This is a genomic window from Streptomyces sp. LZ34 (genome assembly GCF_053890475.1).
Window position 1 is genome coordinate 8,120,027 of the sequence record NZ_CM132680.1, and the last position, 22,747, is coordinate 8,142,773.

20 protein-coding genes are annotated in these 22,747 nt (G+C 74.2%); 13 read left to right on the plus strand and 7 right to left on the minus strand.

Going from position 1 to position 22,747, the window contains the following annotated elements:
- Window positions 1-31: 31 nt before the first annotated feature.
- On the plus strand, window positions 32-1,312 hold the full coding sequence (locus ACWY4P_RS34200; RefSeq protein ID WP_456204407.1) for an FAD-dependent monooxygenase: 1,281 nt from the start codon (window positions 32-34) through the stop codon (window positions 1,310-1,312).
- Window positions 1,279-1,920 carry an antibiotic biosynthesis monooxygenase family protein gene (locus tag ACWY4P_RS34205; protein WP_456204408.1) on the plus strand — a complete coding sequence of 214 codons (642 nt, stop codon included), beginning with the start codon at window positions 1,279-1,281 and terminating at the stop codon, window positions 1,918-1,920. Before ACWY4P_RS34200 ends, ACWY4P_RS34205 begins: the two co-directional genes overlap by 34 nt.
- 69 nt (window positions 1,921-1,989) lie before the next feature.
- Here ACWY4P_RS34205 and ACWY4P_RS34210 read toward each other — a convergent pair whose 3' ends face one another.
- From ACWY4P_RS34210 to ACWY4P_RS34235, 6 genes are read right to left on the minus strand one after another with little or no spacing between them, the layout of a single operon-like run.
- Window positions 1,990-3,177 carry a nucleotide disphospho-sugar-binding domain-containing protein gene (locus ACWY4P_RS34210; RefSeq protein ID WP_456204409.1) on the minus strand — a complete coding sequence of 396 codons (1,188 nt, stop codon included), beginning with the start codon at window positions 3,175-3,177 and terminating at the stop codon, window positions 1,990-1,992.
- A 9-nt stretch (window positions 3,178-3,186) separates the two neighbouring features.
- Window positions 3,187-4,770, minus strand: a complete 1,584-nt coding sequence (locus tag ACWY4P_RS34215) for an MFS transporter (protein WP_456204410.1) — start codon at window positions 4,768-4,770, stop codon at window positions 3,187-3,189.
- Window positions 4,767-5,990, minus strand: a complete 1,224-nt coding sequence (locus ACWY4P_RS34220; protein ID WP_456204411.1) for a nucleotide disphospho-sugar-binding domain-containing protein — start codon at window positions 5,988-5,990, stop codon at window positions 4,767-4,769. The genes ACWY4P_RS34215 and ACWY4P_RS34220 overlap by 4 nt, the downstream gene beginning before the upstream one ends.
- Window positions 5,978-6,289 carry a phosphopantetheine-binding protein gene (locus ACWY4P_RS34225; RefSeq protein ID WP_456204412.1) on the minus strand — a complete coding sequence of 104 codons (312 nt, stop codon included), beginning with the start codon at window positions 6,287-6,289 and terminating at the stop codon, window positions 5,978-5,980. Before ACWY4P_RS34225 ends, ACWY4P_RS34220 begins: the two co-directional genes overlap by 13 nt.
- 23 nt (window positions 6,290-6,312) lie before the next feature.
- The gene (locus ACWY4P_RS34230) at window positions 6,313-7,863 is read right to left on the minus strand and encodes a class I adenylate-forming enzyme family protein (protein ID WP_456204413.1); all 1,551 of its coding nucleotides are present in this window, start codon (window positions 7,861-7,863) and stop codon (window positions 6,313-6,315) included.
- Complete coding sequence (locus tag ACWY4P_RS34235) at window positions 7,854-8,885, minus strand: ketoacyl-ACP synthase III family protein (RefSeq protein WP_456204414.1); 1,032 nt, start codon at window positions 8,883-8,885, stop codon at window positions 7,854-7,856. The genes ACWY4P_RS34230 and ACWY4P_RS34235 overlap by 10 nt, the downstream gene beginning before the upstream one ends.
- A 178-nt stretch (window positions 8,886-9,063) precedes the next feature.
- Here ACWY4P_RS34235 and ACWY4P_RS34240 point away from each other — a divergent pair, with 178 nt between their 5' ends.
- The 5 genes from ACWY4P_RS34240 to ACWY4P_RS34260 all read left to right on the plus strand — a co-directional run bounded on the left by ACWY4P_RS34240 (window position 9,064) and on the right by ACWY4P_RS34260 (window position 15,053).
- Window positions 9,064-10,176 (plus strand): glucose-1-phosphate thymidylyltransferase, encoded by a 1,113-nt coding sequence (locus ACWY4P_RS34240; protein ID WP_456204415.1) that lies wholly within the window; start codon window positions 9,064-9,066, stop codon window positions 10,174-10,176.
- Complete coding sequence (gene rfbB, locus ACWY4P_RS34245) at window positions 10,173-11,141, plus strand: dTDP-glucose 4,6-dehydratase (RefSeq protein WP_456204416.1); 969 nt, start codon at window positions 10,173-10,175, stop codon at window positions 11,139-11,141. The genes ACWY4P_RS34240 and rfbB overlap by 4 nt, the downstream gene beginning before the upstream one ends.
- Window positions 11,138-12,907, plus strand: coding sequence for an FAD-dependent oxidoreductase (locus tag ACWY4P_RS34250; RefSeq protein ID WP_456204417.1), 1,770 nt, complete (start codon window positions 11,138-11,140; stop codon window positions 12,905-12,907). Before rfbB ends, ACWY4P_RS34250 begins: the two co-directional genes overlap by 4 nt.
- The gene (locus tag ACWY4P_RS34255; RefSeq protein WP_456204418.1) at window positions 12,907-14,184 is read left to right on the plus strand and encodes a nucleotide disphospho-sugar-binding domain-containing protein; all 1,278 of its coding nucleotides are present in this window, start codon (window positions 12,907-12,909) and stop codon (window positions 14,182-14,184) included. Before ACWY4P_RS34250 ends, ACWY4P_RS34255 begins: the two co-directional genes overlap by 1 nt.
- Window positions 14,185-14,273: 89 nt before the next feature.
- Window positions 14,274-15,053: an NAD-dependent epimerase/dehydratase family protein gene (locus ACWY4P_RS34260; protein ID WP_456204419.1), complete on the plus strand. Its 780-nt coding sequence runs from the start codon at window positions 14,274-14,276 to the stop codon at window positions 15,051-15,053.
- Here the strand turns inward: ACWY4P_RS34260 and ACWY4P_RS34265 are convergent.
- Complete coding sequence (locus ACWY4P_RS34265) at window positions 14,972-15,637, minus strand: dTDP-4-dehydrorhamnose 3,5-epimerase family protein (protein ID WP_456204420.1); 666 nt, start codon at window positions 15,635-15,637, stop codon at window positions 14,972-14,974. The genes ACWY4P_RS34260 and ACWY4P_RS34265 overlap by 82 nt on opposite strands.
- 101 nt (window positions 15,638-15,738) lie before the next feature.
- Between ACWY4P_RS34265 and ACWY4P_RS34270 the strand changes: the two genes are divergently transcribed.
- From ACWY4P_RS34270 to ACWY4P_RS34295, 6 genes are all read left to right on the plus strand, one after another.
- The gene (locus tag ACWY4P_RS34270; protein ID WP_456204421.1) at window positions 15,739-16,818 is read left to right on the plus strand and encodes an NAD-dependent epimerase/dehydratase family protein; all 1,080 of its coding nucleotides are present in this window, start codon (window positions 15,739-15,741) and stop codon (window positions 16,816-16,818) included.
- Window positions 16,819-16,870: 52 nt separating this feature from the next.
- Window positions 16,871-18,247 carry a lipopolysaccharide biosynthesis protein RfbH gene (gene rfbH, locus ACWY4P_RS34275; RefSeq protein ID WP_456204422.1) on the plus strand — a complete coding sequence of 459 codons (1,377 nt, stop codon included), beginning with the start codon at window positions 16,871-16,873 and terminating at the stop codon, window positions 18,245-18,247.
- On the plus strand, window positions 18,247-19,014 hold the full coding sequence (locus ACWY4P_RS34280) for an SDR family NAD(P)-dependent oxidoreductase (protein WP_456213155.1): 768 nt from the start codon (window positions 18,247-18,249) through the stop codon (window positions 19,012-19,014). The genes rfbH and ACWY4P_RS34280 overlap by 1 nt, the downstream gene beginning before the upstream one ends.
- Before the next feature lie 44 nt (window positions 19,015-19,058).
- Window positions 19,059-20,225, plus strand: coding sequence for a nucleotide disphospho-sugar-binding domain-containing protein (locus ACWY4P_RS34285; protein ID WP_456204423.1), 1,167 nt, complete (start codon window positions 19,059-19,061; stop codon window positions 20,223-20,225).
- A gap of 73 nt (window positions 20,226-20,298) precedes the next feature.
- Window positions 20,299-21,723, plus strand: a complete 1,425-nt coding sequence (locus tag ACWY4P_RS34290) for an NDP-hexose 2,3-dehydratase family protein (protein WP_456204424.1) — start codon at window positions 20,299-20,301, stop codon at window positions 21,721-21,723.
- Entirely contained in the window at window positions 21,720-22,721 is a 1,002-nt protein-coding gene (locus ACWY4P_RS34295) for a Gfo/Idh/MocA family protein (RefSeq protein WP_456204425.1), read from the plus strand. The genes ACWY4P_RS34290 and ACWY4P_RS34295 overlap by 4 nt, the downstream gene beginning before the upstream one ends.
- Window positions 22,722-22,747 lie beyond the last annotated feature (26 nt).

Sequence of the window (22,747 nt, forward strand, 5' to 3'; positions counted from 1 at the left end):
CGCACCCGCGGTGGGTCAGAAGGGAGCGCAGGTGGCGGAGGAGGAGTTCGACACCGATGTGTGCGTGGTCGGCGGCGGCCCGGCGGGGCTGGTCCTGGCGCTGCTGATGCTGCGCTCGGGGGTGCGGGTGACGGTGGTGGAGCGCTCCCGTACGCACCACCGGGAGTTCCGCGGCGAGATCCTCCAGCCCGGCGCGATGGCGCTGCTGGACGACCTCGGCGTGCTGGCCGGGGCCCGGGCGCGCGGCGGACACGAGCACGACCGGTTCCGCCTGGTCGAGGGGGACCGCGTGCTGCTGGAGGCCGACTACCGGCTGCTGCCCGCTCCGTACGACCACCTGCTGTCCATCCCGCAGGCGCATGTGCTGGACGAACTGCTCGCGCACTGCCTTCGCTTCACCGGTTTCCGGTGGCTGGACGGGCGGCGGGTCGGCGGCCTGGTACGCCGCGAGGGGCGCGTCGCCGGCGTCACCTCCGCCGGCCCGGCGGGCCCGTGCACCGTACGGGCCCGGGTGGTCGTCGGCGCGGACGGCCGCTACTCGCGGATCCGGCGGCTGGCGGGCATCGGGGCGGGCCGCACGGAGGCGTTCGACCACGATGTGCTGTGGTTCAAGCTCAAGGAGAGCAAGAACGCAGGTATCGAGCCGCCCCTCCGCGATGTGCGGGTGTTCCGCGCCGACGGCAGCCCCGTGCTCGTCTACGCCTCGTGGCCCGACCGCATCCAGATCGGCTGGACCCTGCCGCACCAGGGCTATCGCGACATCGCCGGGCAGGGCCTGGACCACGTCAGGGACGAGCTGTGCCGCGCCGTGCCGCCGTACGCCCACCTCATCCGCGAACAGATCCGCTCGCAGCGCGACCTCAGCCTGCTGGACGTCTTCTCGTCGCGGGCCGAGCGCTGGGCCGCCGACGGGCTGGTGCTGATCGGCGACGCCGCCCACACCCACAGCCCGATCGGCGCCCAGGGCATCAACCTCGCCGTCCAGGACGCGGTGGTGCTGCACCCGGTCCTGGTCGGCGCGCTGGCCGCGGGCGACACCGGCGCGGCCCGCCTCGGGGCCTTCGAGGAGCGCCGGAGCCCCGACATCGCGGCCGTCATGCGGCTACAGGCCCTGCAGAGCAGGGCGATGCTCTCGCAGGGCGCCTTCGCCACCCGGGTGCGCCCCCGGCTCGCGCGGGTGCTGCGGCACACCCCGCTCTACCGCAAGGTCCTCCACCGCATCGCGTACGGCAATCCGTCGATCCGTATCTCGGACGGCTCGGAAGAAAGGGTTATGTCATGCCGGAGAAGAAGCACGGCCCCGCCCCTGTGACGGTGGTCGCCCGCTTTGTGCTGACGGACCGGCACAAGCAGGACACGGACGCCTTCGCGGAGGCATTCGACGGCTACCGCGAATACATGACGACCCAGCACGGTTTTCTGCGCACCTCGCTGCTGCGGTCGCCGGACCACTCCGACCGGCATGTCATCGTCACCGAGTGGCGGGACAACTCGGCCTACAAGGCCGCCGTCATGGTCCCGGACTTCCTGCTGCTCACGGCCGCGGGGCTGATGGAACTCGCCGACCTGGTCAACGACCACGGCCCGGTGCTGGCCTCGGCCTCCGCTACGGAGGCGGACGCGGCCGAGGCAGATGCGGCGGGGGTGGCCGGCGACGGGGCCGGGCAGTTCTGCGTGGTGACCTCCCATGAGCCGGGCGACGGGGACCCGCTGCCGGCCCGGCTCGACACCGCGTCCCGCCGCGCGGGCTTCGTCTCCGGCTCGGTCATCGCCTCCGACCGCCGCAAGGGCGGCCATGTGAGCCTGGTGCGCCTGCGGGACGCCGAGGCGGCGCGGGCCGCCGTGACGGGGCCGGACGCGGAGTTCTACGAGGTGATCGCGGAGGCCTCCATGGCCGGCGCGGCCGGCCGCGTGGCCTGAGCAGGGACCGCTGAGGGCCGGCCCCCCCCGCGGGGGCCGGCCCTCATCCGTCGTGCGGTCGCTGCCGCTTCAGACCGGCTGCAACTCGGCCAGCCGCTCCAGGTCGGCGACCACCCGCGACGGCACCGGCATCCGCTCCATGTCCTGCCGCAGCTCCCCGGCCGCCTTGCCGTAGCCGGGCTCGGACAGCAGCGTGGTCAGGGCCTCGCGCAGTACCTCGGGGTCGTCCTGGCGGGCCGCGTCGTCGATGGTGATGCCCGCGCCCACCGTCGCCAGCCGGTCGCCGGTGGCGAACATGCAGGCCAGTTGCGGCAGGACGAGCTGCGGCAGGCCGAAGGCCGAGGCGGTGAGCGCGGTGCCCGCCCCGCCGTGGTGGATCACCGCCGCACAGCTGCCGAGGAACAGATGCAGCGGGGTGGGGTCGATGATCCGTACGTTGTCCGGGACCGGGCCCAGCTCCGCGCGGTATTCCTCCTCGACGGTCGCGACGGCCTCGAGGTCGGGCAGCCCCTCGAAGGCGCGCAGCACCTGCCGCAGATGCGGGACGCCGTTGAGAACGAGGGTGCGCAGTCCCATGGAGACGGCCACCCGCCGGGGCCGGGAGCCCGCCCCGGCGATGTTCTCGTCGCGCAGCCAGTCCGGCATGACACCGCTGCCGTTGGCGGGTACGTAACGGATCGGGGTGCCCGGCTCCGCCGTCGGGAGCTGGAGCGCGGGCGGGCAGGGGTCCAGCAGCACGGTGGGGTCGGGCAGCCCGTCCAGGCCGAGGCGCTCGCACACCCCCTGGAGGGCCAGGCGCGCCGCCGGGCGGGCGGGGCGGGTGTACGGATCGACGCCCCAGCGGTAGTGCGCCACCGGCACGCCCAGCACCCCGCCGAGGATCGGCGCGGTGTACTCCAGCAGATCGGAGACGATTAGGTCCGGGCGGTAGGCGCGGGCGAAGTCGAGGTAGTCCGGCAGCAGGTACTTGGTGTGCACCATCCACATCCGGGCCGCGCCGGCCACCTGCTCCGACGCCGGGCGGCCGAGCGACTCGACGAGCCGCTTGCCCTCCGGGAGGCCGCCGAGCAGCAGGTCGTCGACGTGGAACCAGTCGCCGATGCTCACGGCGCTCAGCCCCGCCGAACGGGCCGGGCCCATCACATCCGGCTGCCCGGCCACCAGCACCTCGTGGCCCGCACTGCGCAGCGCCCACGCCAGGGGCACCAGGGGGGCGAAGTGGGAGGACACGGGAGTGGACATCATCAGGACGCGCATCTGGTCTCCTCAGGTGGACGGTTGCGGGGCGTCCGCGGTGGAGGTGGTGGAGGTGGGTGTGGGTGTGGGTGTGGTGGCGGGCCGGGGGCCGGGGGCGCTCAGCCGTACGTCCGGGATGAGGAGCGCGAGCACGAGACCGGCCAGCATCACGCCGGCGGCGCACCGGAACACCGTGTCGGTGGCCAGTACGTAGGCGTGCACCGTGTGCGCCGTCCCCGGGTTGCCGGAGTAGCGGTGCTCCAGGACCGCGCCGAGCACCGCGACGCCGCACGCCTTGCCCAGCATCAGGAAGAACCGGGTGCCGGTGGTGACGACGCCGAGGCTGCCGGGCGGCGCGGCCGCCTGGGCCGTCTGCAGGACGACCTGCACGACCCCGCCGAGCCCGATGCCGAGCAGCACCAGCAGCAGCCCGAGCGTCAGGCCCGAGGTGTGGGCGTCGACCGTGCCGAACAGGGCCAGGGCGAGCGCCGCGACGCCGGTGTTCACGACGAGCAGCGGCTTGTAGCGGCCGAGCCGGGTGATCACCATCCCGGACACGCCCATGACGACCATCACCCCCGCGGCCACCGGGGCCAGCCGCAGCCCCGCGTCACCCGCCGGCACGCCGCGGGCGATCTGCAGATAGGCGACGATGAACAAGGGGGAGGCCAGCACCGCGAAGCCGCCGATGAACTGCAGCGGGGCGGCGATCCGGAACACCGGGTCACGGAAGAGCGACATCGGCAGAATCGGTTCCGGCACCCGCGTCTCCCACCAGCAGAACAGGACGAGCAGCGCGGTGCTCGCCGCGCCCAGCGCGAGGATCGGCGCGGAGGACCAGGCGTAGTGCCCCCCGCCCCACTCGGCCACCAGCAGCAGCCCGGTGGCACCCGCCGTGACCAGCGCCGCGCCCGTCACGTCCACGCGGCGGCCGGTGGCGCGGTGCGGCAGCCGCAGGGTGGCCAGGGTGATGGCGACGGAGACGGCGCCCAGCGGCAGGTTGACGTAGAAGATCCAGCGCCAGGACAGATGCTGGGTCAGAAAGCCCCCGAGCAGCGGACCGGCGAGGATGCCGAGGGCCACCAGCCCGCCGCCCATGCCCATGCCCCCGCCGCCGCTGCCCTGCCGGGGCGGGTAGACGGTGGCGAGGATGATCAACGTCAGGCTCATCAGCCCGCCCCCGCCCAGGCCCTGTAGGGCGCGGAAGGCGATCAACTCGCCCATGTGGGTGGCGGTTCCGCACAGCGCCGAGCCGAGGAGGAAGACCAGGACGGAGAAGAGATAGACCCGCCGGGGGCCGAGCGTGTCGCTGAGCTTCCCGTACAGCGGCTGCGACGCGGTCGCGGCCAGGGCGTAGGCGGTGATCAGCCAGGGGATGGCGCCGACGCCGCCAGCCGGATCCAGGTCCTTTGCGATCGGCCAGGCGGCGGTGGCCACGATGTTCTCGTCGAGCAGCGACAGCAGCATGGTCAGCAGGGCACCCAGCGAGAAGAGCTGGATCTGCCCCTCGGTCATCGCGGGCCCCTCGGTCATCGCGGGCCCCTCGGTCATCGCGGACCGGTCGGGCTGCGGGGGTGGGTCGGGCTTCGCCAGCGGGTCGGGCCCCGTGCTCATGACGCGGCGGCCAGGGCCGGGGCTTGGGCAGGGGCCGGGCCGGTGGCTGTCGCGACGAGCTGTTCGAGGTCCGCGGCGACCTGTGCGGGCGAGGGCATGCTCCGTACCGCGTCGGCCAGTTCGGTGGCGGCCCGGCGGTGTCCGTCGTCCGTGAGCAGGGCGGTCACCGCGGCGCGCACCTGTTCCGGGTCGTCCTGCGCCGCCGCGGTGTCCAGGCTGATCCCGGCGCCCGCGGCGGCCAGCGCGTCACCCGCGGTGAACTGGTCCAGGAGCTGGGGCAGGACGAGCTGGGGCAGGCCGGCCGCGGTCGCCGTCAGCGCGCTGCCGCAGCCGCCGTGGTGGACGACCGCGTCACAGGTGTGGAGGAACAGGTTCAGCGGGGTGGGGTCGACGATGCGTACGGCGGAGGGCACCGCGCCCACCTGGTCCCGGAAGCGGGGATCGACGGTCACCACGGCCTCGACGTCTCCGTCCTGCGCCCCGTCCCACGTCTCGAACGCCTCGAGCACATGGCGCAGCAGCGGCAGCCCGTTGGTCACCAGGGTCTGCCGGCCCAGGGTGACGCAGACGCGCCGGGCGGCCCGCCGCTCGGTGACCCAATCCGGCCTGGTACCCACGCCGTTGAACGGCACGAACCGGATCGGTGTGCCGGGCGCGGCGTCCGGGTCCTGGAGCGCGGGCGGACACGGGTCGAGGACGGTGTGCGGCTCGGGCAGGCCGTCCATGCCGAGCCGGCGGCACAGCCCGTCCAGGAAGATGGCGGCGATCGGCCGGGCCGGGCCGGTCAGCGGGTCGACGCCCCAGCGGTGGTGCACCGCGGGTACGCCCAGGGCGCCGCCGATCATCAGCGAGGTGTAGTCGAACTGTTCCCCCACGACCAGGTCCGGCCGCCACTCGCGGGCCACGTCCAGATAGGCGCGGACCAGGTAACGGGCGTGGGTGGCGTACACCTTGGCGGCGCCGGGCAGGACCTCCTTGTTGTCCCGGCCCAGGGCCTGAAGCGGCCGGATGCCCGGGGGCAGGTAGGGCAGTACCGAGTCGTTCCCGAAGTACGGGGCGCCGACGCTCACGCTGCTCAGCCCGGCCGAGTGGGCCGTCTTCTGGATGTCGGGCTGGCCCATCACCAGCACCTCGTGGCCCGCGGCCCGCAGCGCCCAGGCGAGCGGGATCATCGGGGCGAGATGGGACGGCGAGGGCGTGGTCGTCATCAGGACGCGCATGTGGGCTCCTCGCTGGAAGCAGGGGCGGGGGTGGCGCGCTGCGCGGTGAGCACCCGCCACAGCGCGGCGGGGGTGGCGAAGGACTCCCCGCTCAGCGCGGCGTCGGGGAAGTCCACGTCGTAGGCCTCTTCCAGGCGGACCAGGAGTTCGACGGTGGCCATGGAGTCGAGCCCGGCCGTCTTCAGGTCGAGGGCGGGGTCGAGTGGCGCGTGGCGGGAGTGGGGCGGAAGGACACCGAGGACCAGGTCCTCGAAGCGCTGCTCCCAGGGGCCGGACCGGCCAGAACGATCCGCGTGCATGGCGGTGACCTCTTCCTTCTCTGCTAGTGAGGGGCTGTGCGGAGCATCTGCCGCAGCCGCTGCTTGTCCGTCTTGCCGTTCGGGGTGAGCGGGAGTTCGGGGACGACCCGGCAGTCGGCCGGGACCTTGGAGCCCTCCAGCCGTTCGCCGAGCGAGCCGAGCACACGCTCCGGCGTCAGATCGGTGACGGCGAAGAGCGTGAGGTCCGCGTCCGGGCCGGGAGGGAGCACGGCGGCGGCGGTGACCCCGTCGATGTCCAGCGCCGCCGCCTCGATCTCCAGCGCCCCGGTCAGCACGCCGCGCCGCTTGAACAGGTCGTCGCGGCGCCCGTGGAAGTAGAGGTGGCCGTCCTCGTCGAGGTGGCCGAAGTCGCCGGTGTGCAGGGTCACCTCGCCGGACACCGGATCCGTACGGAACCGGGCCGCGGTGAGCTCCGGCGCCCGCCAGTAGCCCCGCATGACGTGCGGACCGCGGACCGCGATCTGCCCGGTGCGCCCGGCGGGCAGCGGCTGCCCCGCGTCGTCCAGGATGACCACGTCGGTGCCCGGCAGGGCGGTGCCGACGGAGCCCGGCTTGGCGAGGTCGCCGTCGGGTTCGAGCACGGTGACCCGTTTGCACTCGGTGATGCCGAACATCGGTGCCACCGCCGCGCCCGGGAACGCCCGCCGCAGGCTCGCGATGAGCGGGGAGGTGAGCGCCGCGCCGGTGTTGGTGAACAGCCGGACGGGCGGGGCGGCGGCGGAGCGGTCGCGGCCGGCCAGCCGGAGCAGCATCTCGGCGAGCGAGGGCACCACCGGGACGACGGTGACGCCGTGTTCGCGCAGGGCGGCGTGCAGCCCGACGTGGTGGTCCGTCTCGGTCAGGACGACCTCGGCGCCCGCGAGCACGGACAGGAAGATCTGGTAGAGGCCGTAGTCGAAGGACAGCGGGAGGGCGGTCAGGACGACGTCGTCCGCGCGGTAGCGGAGCCGGGAGGCGATGGCCCGGGCCGCGAAGAGGACGGAGGCGTGCGGGCACATCACGGCCTTGGGCGCGGCGGTGGAGCCGGAGGTGTAGATGAGCAGCGCCAGCTCGTCGGGAGACACGCGCGGGGACACCTCGGTGGCGGTGTCCGGCAGCAGCCGCAGCGCTTCCACCCGCCGCCACACCGCGTCCAGTTCGTGGACGGGGCGGTCCGTCACCTCCCGCAGCCCGGGCAGCGTCGCGGGGTCGTCGGCGCGGGCGACGACGAGCGCGGGGTCGCAGTCGTCCGCCACCGTGGTCAGATGGAACGGCCGCATCGCCGGACTGACCGGGACGAAGACGGCCCCGTGGCGCACCGTGCCGAACAGCATGGCGGCGAACTCCCGGCGGTTGCCGACCCGGACCAGCACCCGCTCGCCGCGCCGGACGCCCCGCTCCCCCAGCCAGGCCGCGAACGCCCGCGCGTGTTCGGCGAGCCGGCGGTACGTCCATGCGCCCGTACGGTCCCGGATCGCCCAGGCGTCCGGCCGGGTGGCCGCGGCCGTCTCCAGCAGGGCGTGCACGGTGCCGGACACGGCCCGGGGCGGGCTCGGGGCGGCGGTCACGTCCACTGCGGGACCTCGGTGATCTCCAGGAGGGCGGTGGTGCAGGTGAACCCGGACCCGCCGCCGAACAGCAGCACGCGATCACCGGGCCGGACGCCCTCCGTCTCCACCAGGTGGGCCAGGCCGGCCGCCAGGTCCCCGCCGCCGATGTGGCCCGTGGTGCGCCCGTACTCCCAGGTGGTCTGCCGCTCCTCCATACCGAGCAGATGGTGCAGCTGGTACTCGCCCTTGCGCCGCCCGGTCGCCGGGATCACCACCCGGGCCAGGGCCGAGGAGGGCATACGGGCGGCGGCCAGCGCCTTGACCTTCGCCTGCAGCATCACCCGGGCGTGCCGCAGCGCTGCCTCGTCCTCGTCGTGTTCGGCCTTGTACTGGCGGGAGCGGCGGGTCAGGTCGAGCGGGGTGTGGGCGGCCGGGGACACCGGATGGAACGGCTCGTCGCCGCGCGCCAACGGCTCCAGCGAGTTGTCGGCGACGGTGGCCGTGGACAGCAGCCGGGCGAACCCGCCCTGGCGGGAGAGGACCATGGCGGTGGCGCCGTCCCCGTACACATGGTCCTCGTGCAGGGACCACCGGTTGACCCCCGGCCCGTCCCAGCGGTCCGCGGTGGTGAGCATCACCGCGGAGCCGCGCGCCCCGGCGGCCAGGTGGGTCGCGGCGAACTCGATGCCACCGACGCCGATGTTGCAGCGCTGCTGCACATCCAGCGCGGGGACGGTGCGCCCCACGGTGCGCTGCGCGATGTACGAGCCGACCGGCCAGACGTCCAGGCCCTGGAACCACAGGCTGCCGTGCAGCAGCAGCCCGAACTCCTTGGGGGCGATGCCGGAGCGCTTGAGCGCGGTCTCGGCGGCGTGTACGGCCATGTCCGGCGGGGCGATCCCGTCGGGGGCGACGAGCACCGACCGATACCCGAAGACCTCGCACCGCTCCGGGGTCAGCTCCCCCGACCGTACGGCGGCCTCCACGGTCACCGGTTCCGGAAGCCAGGTGCCGACCGCGGCGATGTGGATGTTCTCCCAGCGCATGGACTCTCTCTCCTCCGACGCCGCACACGATGTGCTGGACCCGGGAGATGGTCGGCAAGGTGGCTCAAGTCGGACTGGAAGTCCGGTACATGGCGGACCCGTGGCGGGGTTCACCGGTCTTCGAGGGGTCCTCGACCGGGCGCTCACATGCTCGCGCTGTCCGCTAAGGAGGACTTACATGAAGGCTCTCGTGCTGTCCGGCGGGTCGGGGACCCGTCTGCGCCCGTTCAGCTACTCGATGCCCAAGCAGCTCATCCCCATCGCCAACAAGCCGGTCCTCGAACACGTCCTGACGGCGATCCGCGACATCGGCGTCACGGACATCGGGATCGTCGTCGGCAACCAGCTCCGGGCGATCTCGGGGGCGTTGGGCGACGGTTCGGCCCTCGGCGTGCGGATCACCTACATCGAGCAGGCCGAGCCGCTCGGGCTGGCCCACTGCGTCGCCATCGCCCGCGACTTCCTGGGCGACGACGACTTCGTGATGTACCTCGGCGACAACATGCTTCCGGAAGGGGTGGCGGCGGTCGCCGCCGAGTTCCGCGACAGGCGGCCCGCCGCGCAGGTGGTGGTGCACAAGGTCCCCGACCCGCAGGCGTTCGGGGTGGCGGAGGTGGGGCGGGACGGCTCGGTGCTGCGGCTGGTCGAGAAGCCCGCGCGGCCGCGTTCGGATCTGGCGCTGATCGGCGTGTATTTCTTCACCCCCGTCATCCACGAGGCCGTCGCCGCGATCGCGCCGAGCGCGCGCGGCGAACTGGAGATCACCGACGCCATCCAGTGGCTGGTCGCCGAGGGCGAGAAGGTACGGGCCAGCGAGTACTCGGGCTACTGGAAGGACACCGGCCGCGTCGAGGACGTCCTGGACTGCAACCGCGAGCTGCTGCGCACCCTCACCCGCTCGGTGGCGGCGGACGTCGACGAGGCCAGCGAGATCACCGGCCCGGTCGTGGTCGAGCCCGGCGCCCGGGTGGTGCGCTCCCGGATCGAGGGCCCCGCGATCATCGGCGCGGGCACGCTGGTGGAGGACAGCCACGTGGGGCCGCACACCTCGGTGGGCAACGACTGCGTGCTGCGCGACACCCGGCTGGACGACTCGATCGTGCTGGACGGCGCCTCCCTCTCCCGGGTGCGCGGACTGTACGGCTCGGTCATCGGCCGCTCCGCCGCCATCGCCACCGTCCCGCCCCCGGAGGCCGGTCCGGACACGGGCATCGCCATCGGCAGGCGGATGGCCTCGAGCCGCCACCGGCTCGTCGTCGGCGATCACACCCGTATCGAGGTGGCCGCGTGAGGATCCTGGTCACCGGCGGTGCGGGCTTCATCGGCTCGACCTACGTCCGCACCCTGCTCGCCGACGGCTACCCCGGCTGCGCGGGCGCCCGGGTCACCGTCCTGGACAAGCTGACCTACGCCGGCCACCGGGACAGCCTCCCGGCCGCCGATCCGCGCCTGACCTTCGTCCGCGGCGACATCTGCGACCCCGCCCTGCTGAGCGACCTGCTGCCGGGCCACGACGCGGTGGTGCACTTCGCCGCCGAGTCGCATGTCGACCGCTCCCTGGAGGCCGCCGCCGACTTCGTGACCACCAACGCGTGCGGCACCCAGATCCTGCTCGACGCCTGCCTGCGCGCCCGCGTCCCCCGGGTGGTGCACGTGTCCACCGACGAGGTCTACGGCTCCATCGAGCACGGCTCGTGGACCGAGGAGTGGCCACTCGCGCCCAACACCCCGTACGCGGCGTCCAAGGCGGCCTCCGACCTGATCGCCCGCGCCTGCTGGCGCACCCACGGCCTCGATGTGTCGATCACCAGGTGCTCCAACAACTACGGCCCGTACCAGCACCCCGAGAAGCTCATACCGCTGTTCGTCACCAACCTCCTGGAGGGCAAGGAGGTCCCGCTCTACGGCGACGGCTCGAACATGCGCGAGTGGCTGCACGTCGAGGACCACTGCCGCGCCATCCACCTGGTGCTCACCGGCGGCCGGGCGGGCGAGATCTACAACGTGGGCGGGGGCAACGAGTACACCAACGCCGCCCTGACCCGGCGGCTGCTGGAGCTGTGCGGCGCCGAGCAGCGCATGGTGCGCCATGTCCCGGACCGCAAGGGGCACGACCTGCGCTACTCCCTGGACGAGACGAAGATCCGGGAGGAGCTGGGCTACGCGCCGCGCGTGCCGTTCGACACCGGCCTGGCCGCCACCGTCGCCTGGTACCGCGACAACCCGGGCTGGTGGAAGGGGGTGACGCGCGGATGACTCCGACGCGGCAGCACCTCCCGGGGGACGCCGCCCCGGGGCTGCGGGAAGCGCCGCTGGAAGACCGGCGGGAAGCCACGCCGGAAGACCGTCGGGAACCCCTGCGGGACCAAGGGGACACCCAGGTGCTCGTGGTCGGCGCCGGACCCGTGGGGCTCAGCATGGCGCATGAACTGGCCCGGCACGGGGTGCGGGTCCGCCTGGTCGACGGCGCCCAGGGCCCGGCCACCACCAGCCGCGCCCTGGCCACCCACGCGCGCACCCTGGAGACCTACGACCAGATGGGCGTGGCCGAGGACCTGCTCTCCCGCGGACAGCGGGTGGAGCACTTCACCCTGCACCAGAACGGCCGCCGCCTCATCCGCCTGGACACCGACTACAGCCGGCTGCCCACCCGCTTCCCCTTCACCCTCATGGTCGACCAGGTGATCACCGAGGAGGTGCTGCGCCGGGCCGCGGCCCGGCACGGGGTCGAGGTGGAGTGGGGCGTGCGGCTGACCGGATTCGAGGACCTGGGCACCGCCGTGCGCGCCCGGCTGCGCCACGCGGACGGCGGAGTGGAGGAGGCGCGCGCCGGGTGGCTGGTCGGCTGCGACGGCGGGCACAGCACGGTGCGGAAGAAGCTCGGGCTGCCGCTGCTCGGCGACTCCAGCGAAACCTGGCTGATCGCGGACGCCGTGGTGGACTGCGATCTGCCGCGCGACAGCATCCACTGGATGCGCACCCCGGCCGGGACGGTGATGATGGTGCCCTTCCCGGAGCCCGGCAAGTGGCGGCTGCTGGACACCACCGACGCCGAGTACGGCGGGGGCGAGGCGCAGGACGCGGCGGTGGCGCGGCGGTTCGCCGCCAAGATCCGGGCGGGCACCGGCCGCGCGGTGCGGGTGCGCACACCCACCTGGGTGTCGGTGTTCTCCATCCAGCAGCGCATGGTGCCGCGCATGGGCGCGGGGCGGGTGTTCGTCGCGGGCGACGCGGCCCATGTGCACAGCCCCGCCTCCGGGCAGGGCATGAACACCGGGGTCCAGGACGCGGTCAACCTCGCCTGGAAGCTCGCCGCCGTCATCCGCGGCGAGGCCGGCACCCGGCTGCTGGAGTCCTACGGCGCGGAGCGGGTCCCGGTCGGTGAGCGGCTGTTGCACTCCACGCGGTTCGCCACCGCGCTGGTGCAGCTCAAGAGCCGTACGGCCGCCTCGCTGCTGCGGGCGGCGTTCGGGGTCGTCCGCGCGCTGCCGCCGCTCAAGGCCCGCATCCAGCGCCGGATCATGGGCGGGATGACGGCGCTCGACCTGACGTACCGGGCCGGGCCCGCGGTCCTGGGGGAGGTGGCGGGCACCCGGGTGGCCACGGTCGGGCCGCGGCGGGCGGCGCGGAGCCCCGGGTGGCGGGAGCTGATCGCCGAACTGGGCCGGCCCGGCTGGACGCTGCTCGCCTTCGCCACCCCGGACCAGTACCCGTCGCTGTGCGCGCTCGCCGAGGCGTACGGGGGCTACTTGAGGGTCCGTACGGTCGTGACGGTCTCTTCCGAGGGCGCAGTGGAGGGCGCGCCGGGGCCGCTGGCCGACCCGGGCGCGCTGCTGCGGGCCGACCTGGGCGCGGCGCCCGGCGGCTGGCTGCTGATCCGGCCGGACGGCTATGCGGCGGCCCGCGGCACCGCCTCGGACCGCCCGCGCGACGCGCTCGCGGCGCTGGGGCTGCGGCCCGTGCTGCACCTGGTGGCGCGGTCGGCCGGGGAGCGGCCCGACGCGCGGGGAGGCGACTCCTGATGCGTGTTCTCTTCGTGGTGTCCAACTGGCCCGGCCACTGGTTCTCCATGGTGCCGCTGGGCTGGGCGCTCCAGGCGGCCGGGCACGAGGTGCGGGTGGTGTGCGCGCCCAGCCAGGCGGAGCCGGTGGGACGGGCCGGACTGACCCCGCTCGCCATCCTCGACGCGCCGGACCTGGCGTTCATGGCCCGGCTGCTCAACTACTCCGCCGCGCAGGGCGGGCGCTGGCCCTACCAGGAGCTTCCGCCGCACCCGGTCACCGGCCGTCCGGTCGCCTCGCTGGCGGAGTTCGAGCCGGGCGCCTGGCTGCGGGACCACCACGAGCAACTGGTCGACATGGCACACCGCTCCACCGACGCGGCGGTGGAATTCGGCCGCTGGTGGCGGCCCCACCTGGTGGTGCACGACCTGCTGAGCCTGGAGGGACCGCTGGTCGGGCGGGTGCTGGGGGTGCCCGCACCGCTCCACCTGTGGGGCCCGGTGGGGCCGGACGACCGGGTGCGCGGCGTGCCACTGGTGCCGTTGGACACCAGCCGCGCCTTCCAGCGCTACGAGGTCGGGGCGCTGCGGCGCGAGACGTACGAGTACGCGATCGACCCCTGCCCGGCCGGCGCCGCCCCGCCGCTGGCCGCCCACCGCATCCCCGTACGCCATGTGCCCTACAACGGGCCCGGGGCCATGCCGCCGTGGCTGCGAACGCTGCCCGCCGCGTCCGCCGGTCCCAAGGCGGGCGGGCGGTCCGGGCGGCCCCGGGTCTGCGTGGTGTGGGGCACCTCGGTGAGCGTCACCTTCGGGCCCGGCTCCTTCGCCGTGCCGAAGGTGGTCGAGGCGCTGGCCGAGCTGGACGCCGAGGTGCTGCTCACCGTGACCGGCGCCGACCGGGAGCGGATCGGCACCCTGCCGCCCGGGGTGCGGCTGCTGGAGCACACCCCGCTCCATCTGCTGCTGCCCTCCTGCGACCTGGTGGTCCACCACGCCGGCGGGGGCTGCGCCATGACCGGGCTCGCCGCCGGTGTCCCGCACCTGATGCTGCCGTGCGGTCTCGACCAGGAGACGATCGCCACCCGGATCGCGGCGGCGGGCGCGGGAATCGCCCTGCCCAACGCCACCGCGGACGTACCGGCCATCCGCGCGGCCGCCCGGACACTGCTGGGCGACCCGTCCTACGTGGCGGCGGCCGTCCGGCTCCAGGAGGAGATGGCGGGCAGCCCGCACCCCTCGGCGCTGGTGGCCCAGCTGGAAGAGCTGGCGGCGGGCGCACTGCTGGTACGCGGCTGAGCGCACGCGCACCTGCCCCCACCTACCGCACCACCCCTCACCTACCGGCCCCCGACCTACCGCACCGACTCTCATTTCAGGACGTGGCTATGGAGATTGTGGGAAACGGGTTCCTCGCCCGGAGCCTTGAGCCGATCGCCCATCAGCACCCGGACACCGTGGTCCTCGCGGCCGGTGTGTCCTGGGCGAGCGGCACCTCGGACGCGGACTTCGCGCGGGAGGCGGCGCTGCTGCGGGAGGTGGCGCGAGGGTGCCGGGCCACCGGGCGGCGGTTGCTGTTCTTCTCCACCGCCGCCACCGGGATGTACGGCGCGGTGGACGGCCCCGGGCGGGAGGACAGCGCGATCGCCCCCTGCACCCCGTACGGGGCGCACAAGCTGGGCCTGGAGCGGCAGTTGCACGCCTCAGGGGCCGACTGGCTGGTGCTGCGCCTCGGCCATCTGGTCGGCCCCGGGCAGCCGCCGCACCAGCTGCTGCCCGCGCTGGTGCGGCAGATGCGGGAGGGCCGGGTCCGTATCCACAAGGGGGCGGCGCGGGATCTGATCGACGTGGTGGACGTCGTGCGCGTCATCGACCTGCTGCTGGCCCAGGACCTGCGGGGCGAGACGGTGAACGTGGCCTCCGGGGAGGCGGTTCCGGTGGAGCGGATCGTCGACCACCTGGAGCGACGGCTGGGCCTGGTGGCGGACCGGGAGTACCGGGAGGCCGGGGCCCAGCACGTCATCTCCACCGAGAAGCTGCGGGCCCTGGTCCCCCAGACGGCCCGGATGGGCTTCGGCCCCGGCTACTACCGGCGGGTCCTCGACGCCTTCGCCACGACCTGCGTCACCGGCTCGGTTGTGCCCGCGGCGCGCAGCTGCCGTTCGTAGAGCTCGCGGCAGCTGTCGTAGGTGGCCAGCAGTCCCTGGTCGGCGGCCTCGGCCAGGGACGGGGCGCGGGCGTCCTTCTCCGAGATCAGGGGCTCGTCGGTGAGCCCGAGGTGCCACGGCAGCCCGAGGGCGGGGTCGAGCGGCTGGAGGTCGATCTGGGTGCCGGGGACGTACTGCGTCGAGCACAGATAGCTGATGCAGGTGTCGTCGGTGAGCGCCACGAAGCCGTGGCCGAGGCCCTCGGCGACGTACACCGCGGTGCCCTGGGCGGCGTCGAGCGTGTTCGTGTCGTACGCGCCGAAGGTGGGCGACCCCAGCCGCAGGTCCACCACGACATCGATCAGGGCCCCGCGCACACACGTCACGAACTTGGCCTGGCCGGGCGGCAGCCGCACACCGTGCAGGCCGCGCAGTGTATTGCGGGCCGACACCGAGTAGTTGACCTGCAACGGGACGAACACATGGCCGGTCTGACGGGCCAGCTCGCCGTACGCGTACGACTCGAAGAAGCTGCCGCGCTCGTCGGTGTGGAGGCGCGGCACCACGCGGTAGGCGTCCGGCACGGCGGTCTCATGGATCTCCATGGTCGCCGGACGGTAGGCGGTGCGGGTCGAGGAGGACTCGAGTCAGGTCGAGGACGATGGCGAGGCTGTCGAAGGAAATGAACTGCCGTGAGGAGACGCCGATGGTGTCGCAGGCCGCCGGGATGTCGGTCGTCGTACTCGGGGGCACCGGCTCGCTCGGGCGCCGCGTCAGCGAGGTCTTCGAGGCGGAGCGCGCGCGGGTGCTCACCGTCTCGCGCGCCGCGGCCGGCCGGCTCTCCGACGGTCGCCACATCCCCCTGGACCTGACCCGCACACCGCCCGCGCGCCTCGCCGGTGTGCTGGCCGGGGCGGGGGCGGACATCGTCGTCAACGCCGCAGGCCTGGCCTGGGGCGGTGCCGAGGAGGAACTGGGGGCGGCCAACGCCGGGCTGGTGCGCGGGGTGGTGGAGGCCATCTCCCAGCTGGCCCACCGGCCCCGGCTGGTCCAGCTGGGCACGGTCCACGAGTACGGCCCGGTGGCGCCGGGCACGGCGGTCACCGAGGGCCTGCCGCCCGCGCCGGTCTCCGCGTACGGGCGTACGAAGCTGCTCGGCGCACAGGAGGTCCTGCGCGCGGCGCGGGTCGGCGCGGTGGACGGGACGGTGCTGCGGATCGCCAACGTCTACGGCCCCGGCGCGCCCCGCACCAGCCTGCTGGGCGCAGTTGCTCACCACCTGGCCGAGACGGCGCGCGGCCGGTCGGCGGAGAGCGCTCTGCGGCTGGCCCCGCTGGACGCGCGGCGGGACTTCGTGGACATCAGGGACGTCGGGCAGGCGGTCCTGGCCGCGGCGACCGCGCCGAGGGCGGCGCGGGCCGACGCCACCCTCGGTGCGGTCGTCAACATCGGCTCGGGGCGGGCGACGGCGGTGCGTGAGCTCGTCGACCGGATGATCGAGCTCAGCGGGCTCGGCGTACCGGTGGTGGAGGAGCCCGGCAGCCGGCCGGAGAGCCCCGGGAGCCGGGGCGGCCTGGGCGGACCCGGGAGCCCGCGGGCTGCTCGGAGCGCCGACTGGCAGCTGTTGGACATCTCCGCGGCGCGGCGGCTGCTGGGTTGGCGGCCGAGGTACCGCGCCGACCGCTCGCTGCGGGACCAGCTGACCGCCGCGGGGCTGCCGCCCGACCGGGTGTCGAGAGCGGTTCGAGCCGGGGGCGGGAGTGTCCGGCCCGTACGGAACGGATGACGGGCACAGCGGTGGCCGGCGGTGAGCGGTTACGGACAGGAAGGACATGGCGATGAGCGACCACAGGGCGCTTGTTCTCGATGAGGTCCGCAAGTACCACCAGGAGCGGGAGCAGCAGCGGGAGCCCCGCCGGGCGTTCGTCCCCGGAGTCACCGAGATCTGGCCGTCCGGCGCGGTGCTGGACGAGGACGACCGGGTGTCGCTGGTGGAGGCCGCGCTGGAGATGCGGATCGCCGCGGGGCGCAGCTCGCGCAAGTTCGAGTCCGCGTTCGCCCGCAAACTGGGGCTGCGCAAGGCGCATCTGACGAACTCGGGCTCCTCGGCGAATCTGCTGGCCGTCGCCGCGCTGACCTCACCGCAGCTGGAGGACCGGCGGCTGCGGCCGGGGGATGAGGTGATCACCGTCGCGGCGGGCTTCCCCACCACTGTCAACCCGATCCTCCAGAACGGCCTGGTGCCGGTCTTCGTCGATGTCGACCTCGGCACGTACAACACCACCGCCGAGCGGGTCGCCGCCGCCATCGGCCCGCGCACCCGCGCCATCGCCGTCGCCCACGCGCTGGGCAACCCGTTCCCGGCGACCGAGCTGGCCGAACTGGCCGAGCAGCGCGAGCTGTTCCTCATCGAGGACAACTGCGACGCGGTGGGCTCCCGCTACGACGGCCGACTCACCGGCACCTTCGGCGATCTGACCACCGTGAGCTTCTATCCCGCGCACCACATCACGATGGGGGAGGGCGGCTGTGTGCTGACCTCGAACCTGGCGCTGGCGCGGATCGTGGAGTCGCTGCGGGACTGGGGCCGGGACTGCTGGTGCGAGCCGGGCGAGTCCAACAAGTGCCTCAAGCGCTTCGACTACCAGATGGGGACGCTGCCCGCGGGCTACGACCACAAGTACATCTTCTCCCACGTCGGTTACAACCTGAAGGCCACCGATCTACAGGCGGCGCTCGGGCTGACCCAGCTGGCCAAGCTCGACGACTTCGGCGCGGCGCGCCGCCGCAACTGGCGGCGGCTGCGCGAGGGCCTGGACGGTGTGCCACACCTGCTGCTGCCCGAGGCCACCCCGCGCAGCGACCCCAGCTGGTTCGGGTTCGTCCTCACGGTGGCGCCGGGGGCCCCGTTCGGCCGCGCCGAGCTGGTGGACTTCCTGGAGTCCCGGCGGATCGGCACGCGCCTGCTGTTCGCGGGCAACCTCACCCGGCACCCGGCGTACAGCGGGCTGCCGCACCGGGTGTCCGGGGACCTCGGCAACAGCGATCTGATCACCGAGCGGACCTTCTGGGTCGGGGTCTATCCCGGCCTGACCGAGGAGATGCTCGACTACGTCGTGGCGTCCATCCGCGAGTTCGTGGCGGCCCGCGCGACGCCGGGCGCGGTCGGGGCGCGAGCGCGGTCGGCGCCCGGACACCAGGCGGCCAGAGCGTGATGGACCTCGGCCTGGAGGGACGTACGGTCCTGGTCACCGGCGCCACCGGCGGCATCGGGCGGGCCACCGCGCGCGCCTTCGCCGAGCAGGGCGCGCGGGTCGCGGTGGCCTACCGCCATCAGCGCGAGGCGGCCGAGGCGTTCGCCGCCGAGCTCGCCGGGGAGGCCGGCGGGAGCCGGGCGTTCGCCGTGCCGTACGCGCTGGACGACTCCGCCTCGCCGCGATGGGTGGTGGCCGCGGTGGAGCGGCGCTGGGGCCGCCTGGACGTGCTGGTGGCGAACGCGTGGCGGTGGGGGCTGCGGCGAGGGCCGCGCGAGCGGTTCGAGGACGTACCGGAAGAGGAGTGGCTGCCGGTCGTCTCGGACAACCTGGCGCCCGCGATCCGTACGGTCCAGTGCGCCGTCGCCGGGATGCGCGAGCGCGGCTGGGGCCGGATCGCGCTGGTCTCCTCGCACAACGCGCTGGACGGCGCCCGCGGCCAGGAGTTCTACGGCGCGGCGAAGGCCGGGCTGCACGGCCTGGCCCGGAGCCTGATGTGGGACCTGGGCGGCGACGGGGTGCTGGTCAACGTCGTGTGCCCGGGCCTGACCACGACCGAGCGGGTGCGCGCCGGGCTGCCGGGCGCGGTCCGGGAGCGGGAGCTCGCCGCCACGCCCACCGGGCGGCTGAGCACCCCCGAGGACATCGCCCGGGCGCTGTTGTTCCTGTGCTCGGCCGCCAACGGCAACATCACCGGCGAGGTGTTGACGGTGTCCGGCGGGCGTTGAGCGGCCCCCAGGTCATCGCTCTCTCGAACCTCCGGAGGAGTCCCGTGCGTGTTCTGTTCACCACCTGGTCCTCGGGCGGGCACCTCGCCCCGATGGTGCCGCTCGCGCGGGCGTTCGCGGCGGCCGGCCACCAGGTGCGGGTCGCGGTGCCGTCCGGCTGTGCGGCGGCCGTCGCGCATGCCGGTCTGGTCCCCGTCCCGGTCGGCACCCTGCCCAAGGCGTCCGGGGCCGCCGGCGCGGTGCCCCGCCGCATCGGAAGCTGGCCCGCCGACTGGCCGGTGCGGCCCGCGGGGCTCGGCGCGGAGCAGCGTGGCCTGCTCCGTGCGCTCGGCGACAAGCAGGTGCGGATCGCCGAGGCGATGGCGCAGGGCCTGGTGGCCTTCGCCCGCTGCTGGCAGCCCGGCCTGGTGGTGCACGACGCGAGCGCGTACGCGGGCACGGTGGCCGCGGCGGTGCTGGGGGTGCCCGCGGTCGGCCAGATGTGGGGGAGCGCGGCCGTACTCCGGCTGGACCGGCAGGATCTGCACGGCCCGCCGCTGCCCGGCTACGCCCGCCTGATGCGGCGTTACGGCGTGGACCCGGCGCACGAGCCCGACCTGTGGCTGGACCCGTGCCCGCCGAGCCTGACCCTGCCCTCGCCGGCGCGGCGGATGGCGGTGCGCTGTGTGCCGGACGAACAGGGAGCGCCGGGCGAGCAGGGAGTGCCGGGCGAGCAGGGCGGGGCCGCGCCGCGGGTCTGTGTCGCCTGGGACGACGCCGGGGGCCCGCCGGAGGCCGTACGCGCCGCCCTGCGGCACGCCGGGGCGCGCGGCGCGGAGGTGGTGACGTGGTCGGGCGCGGGCGCGGGCGCGGGGGCGCGGGGCGCGGCCGGGCCGCCGTACCGGCTGCCGGCAGGCTGTCGGGCGGTGCTCCACCAGGGCGGCGGTACGGCCGTCGTGGCCGCCGCCGCGGCGGGGGTGCCGCAGCTGGTCGTCGCGCCGCGCCCGGAGCAGCAGCTCAACGGGGCGCGGCTCGCCCACGCGGGCGCCGGGCGCCTCGCTCCCGTGGGCGCCTCGCCCGCCCGCCTCTTCGCCGAGCTGTCGGCGCTGCTGGAGCAGCCCTCGTACGCCGCCGCCGCGCGCGAACTGCGCGCCGAGGTGCTGTCGATGCCGGGGCCGGACGAGGCGGTGACCTGGCTGGTAAGCCCGGCACAAGCCTCGCATGCACCATAGGCACACGACACAAGGCCACACCGGCACCGCCGCCACCCACACCCACACGTTCTCCAGCCCAAGGAGCCGCCCCGTGTCGACCACCAGCCTGCCGACCCGCCCCGTACTGCGGTCCCGGGAGGACCCCGGGCTGCCCTCCCGGCTGGCCCGGTCGGCCGCCGCGGGCCAGGGGGTCCAGCTGCGTACAGAGGACTTCGGCGGCTGGCTCGCCGCCCGCGGGCGCGCCCACGACTTCAGCGTGGACCGGATTCCGTTCGCCGAGCTGGACGGCTGGTCGTTCGAGTCCGGCACCGGCAATCTGGTGCACCGCAGCGGGCGCTTCTTCACCGTGGAGGGGCTGTCCGCCGGCACCGACGAGGGCCCGTACCGCAACTGGCACCAGCCGATCATCGTCCAGCCCGAGGTGGGCATTCTCGGCATCCTGGCCAAGGAGTTCGACGGGGTGCTGCACTTCCTCATGCAGGCCAAGATGGAGCCGGGCAACCCCAACCTGCTACAGCTGTCGCCCACCGTGCAGGCGACCCGCAGCAACTACACCAAGGTGCACAAGGGCCTGGACGTGAAGTACCTGGACTACTTCGTCCGGCCCGGGCGCGGCCGGGTCATGGCCGACGCCCTCCAGTCCGAGCACGGCTCGTGGTTCTACCGCAAGAGCAACCGCAACATGATCGTCGAGGCGTTGGACGACGTCCCGTTGGACGACGACTTCTGCTGGCTGACCCTGGGGCAGATCAATGAACTGCTGCACCGGGACCTGGTCATCAACATGGACGCGCGCACGGTGCTGTCCTGCATGCCGGAGTACGGACCGGAGCTGGGGACCGGGCACGGACCCGGCGACGGGGAGCGCGCGCTGCACACCGACACCGAGCTGCTGTCCTGGTTCACCGGCGAGCGCTCCCGGCGCGATCTGCGGGCCGAGCGCATCCCGCTGGCCTCGGTGCCCGGCTGGGTGCGCGGCGAGCGGTCCGTCGACCACGAGGAAGGCAGGTACTTCAAGGTGGTGGCGGTGTCGGTGCGGGCCGGCAGCCGCGAGGTGAGCAGCTGGACCCAGCCGCTGTTCGAGCCGGTGGGGCCCGGGGTCACGGCGTTCGTGGCGCGGCGGATCGGCGGCGTCCTGCATGTGCTCGCGCACGCGCGCGTCGAGGGCGGCTTCCTCGACACGGTGGAGCTCGGCCCCACCGTCCAGTGCACCCCCGGGAACTGGGACCATCTGCCGTCCGCGGACCGGCCGCCCTTCCTCGACCTGGTCCTCGCCCCGCGCAGCGGCCGGGTGCGGTACGAGGCGGTGCACTCGGAGGAGGGCGGGAGGTTTCTGAACGCGGAGAGCCGCACCCTGGTCGTGGAGTCCGACGACGCCCCGCTGGACCCGCCACCGGGATACCGCTGGGTCACCCCGGCCCAGCTGCGCTCGCTGGTCCGGCACGGCCACTACGTCAACGTCCAGGCACGTACGCTGCTGGCTTGTTTGGGAGCGATGGGAGGGGACGGCCGATGAGCGACGCCGAGCTGCGCGTCGGGGTGCTGGGCTGTGCCGGCTTCGCGCGCCGCCGGATGCTGCCGGCCATGATGGCCGCGCCCGGCGCCGAGGTCGTGGCGGTGGCCAGCCGGGACGCGGCCAAGGCCGTGGAGACGGCGCGGATGTACGGCTGCCGCCCGGTGACCGGGTACGCGGAGCTGCTGGCGCTGGAGGAGGTGGAGGCGGTGTACGTACCGCTGCCCGCCGCCCTGCACGCGCGGTGGGTGGAGGCGGCGCTGCGCGCGGGCAAGCATGTGCTGGCGGAGAAGCCGCTCACCACCGACCGGGCACGCACCGCCGAGCTGCTGGCCCTCGCCCGCGAGCTCGGCCTGGTGCTGATGGAGAACGTGATGTTCGTCCACCACGGCCAGCACGCGGCCGTGCGCACCGCGCTCGCCGAGGGCGCGATCGGTGAACTGCGCGCGATGCACGCGGCGTTCGCCATCCCCCGGCTCCAGGACACGGACATCCGCTACAGCCCCGACCTGGGCGGTGGCGCGCTGTGGGACGTCGGCGTGTACCCGGTGCGCGCGGCGCTGCACTTCCTGGGCCCGGAGCTGCGGGTCGCGGGCGCGGTGCTCACCCACGGCGAGGGACGGCGGGTCGACACCTCCGGGGCCGCCGTGCTGCACACGCCCGAGGGGGTCACCGCCCAGCTGACCTTCGGCCTCGACCACCCCTACGTGGCCAGGTACGAGCTGTGGGGCACCGAGGGGCGGCTGAGCGTGGAGCGCGCCTACACCCCGCCCGCCGACTTCGACCCCAAGGTCCGGCTGCGGCGCGCGGACGGCGACGAGGAGCTGCGGGTGGCGCGTGACGACCAGGTGGCGAACACCCTCGCCGCCTTCGTACGGGCCGTCCGGGACGCCCAGGGCGGCCGGGAGGCACGGGACGGCCGGGCCGCCGTGCTGCGCCAGGCGGAGCTGCTCCACGAGATCCGGGAGGCGGCGGCACAGACTGTCACCCACGAGCACTGAACGTGAAGGCCCCCTCGTCGAAACGA

Excerpts from the sequence above, each read along its gene's own strand:
- ACWY4P_RS34295 (WP_456204425.1), top strand. The coding sequence starts at position 21,720 with ATGAGCGACGCCGAGCTGCGCGTCGGGGTGCTGGGCTGTGCCGGCTTC.
- ACWY4P_RS34210 (WP_456204409.1), bottom strand. The coding sequence starts at position 3,177 with ATGCGCGTCCTGATGATGTCCACTCCCGTGTCCTCCCACTTCGCCCCC.
- ACWY4P_RS34255 (WP_456204418.1), top strand. The coding sequence starts at position 12,907 with ATGCGTGTTCTCTTCGTGGTGTCCAACTGGCCCGGCCACTGGTTCTCC.
- ACWY4P_RS34280 (WP_456213155.1), top strand. The coding sequence starts at position 18,247 with ATGGACCTCGGCCTGGAGGGACGTACGGTCCTGGTCACCGGCGCCACC.
- rfbH (WP_456204422.1), top strand. The coding sequence starts at position 16,871 with ATGAGCGACCACAGGGCGCTTGTTCTCGATGAGGTCCGCAAGTACCAC.
- ACWY4P_RS34205 (WP_456204408.1), top strand. The coding sequence starts at position 1,279 with ATGCCGGAGAAGAAGCACGGCCCCGCCCCTGTGACGGTGGTCGCCCGC.
- ACWY4P_RS34265 (WP_456204420.1), bottom strand. The coding sequence starts at position 15,637 with ATGGAGATCCATGAGACCGCCGTGCCGGACGCCTACCGCGTGGTGCCG.
- ACWY4P_RS34215 (WP_456204410.1), bottom strand. The coding sequence starts at position 4,770 with ATGAGCACGGGGCCCGACCCGCTGGCGAAGCCCGACCCACCCCCGCAG.
- ACWY4P_RS34225 (WP_456204412.1), bottom strand. The coding sequence starts at position 6,289 with ATGCACGCGGATCGTTCTGGCCGGTCCGGCCCCTGGGAGCAGCGCTTC.
- ACWY4P_RS34240 (WP_456204415.1), top strand. The coding sequence starts at position 9,064 with ATGAAGGCTCTCGTGCTGTCCGGCGGGTCGGGGACCCGTCTGCGCCCG.
- ACWY4P_RS34235 (WP_456204414.1), bottom strand. The coding sequence starts at position 8,885 with ATGCGCTGGGAGAACATCCACATCGCCGCGGTCGGCACCTGGCTTCCG.
- ACWY4P_RS34270 (WP_456204421.1), top strand. The coding sequence starts at position 15,739 with ATGGTGTCGCAGGCCGCCGGGATGTCGGTCGTCGTACTCGGGGGCACC.
- ACWY4P_RS34260 (WP_456204419.1), top strand. The coding sequence starts at position 14,274 with ATGGAGATTGTGGGAAACGGGTTCCTCGCCCGGAGCCTTGAGCCGATC.
- ACWY4P_RS34250 (WP_456204417.1), top strand. The coding sequence starts at position 11,138 with ATGACTCCGACGCGGCAGCACCTCCCGGGGGACGCCGCCCCGGGGCTG.
- ACWY4P_RS34220 (WP_456204411.1), bottom strand. The coding sequence starts at position 5,990 with ATGCGCGTCCTGATGACGACCACGCCCTCGCCGTCCCATCTCGCCCCG.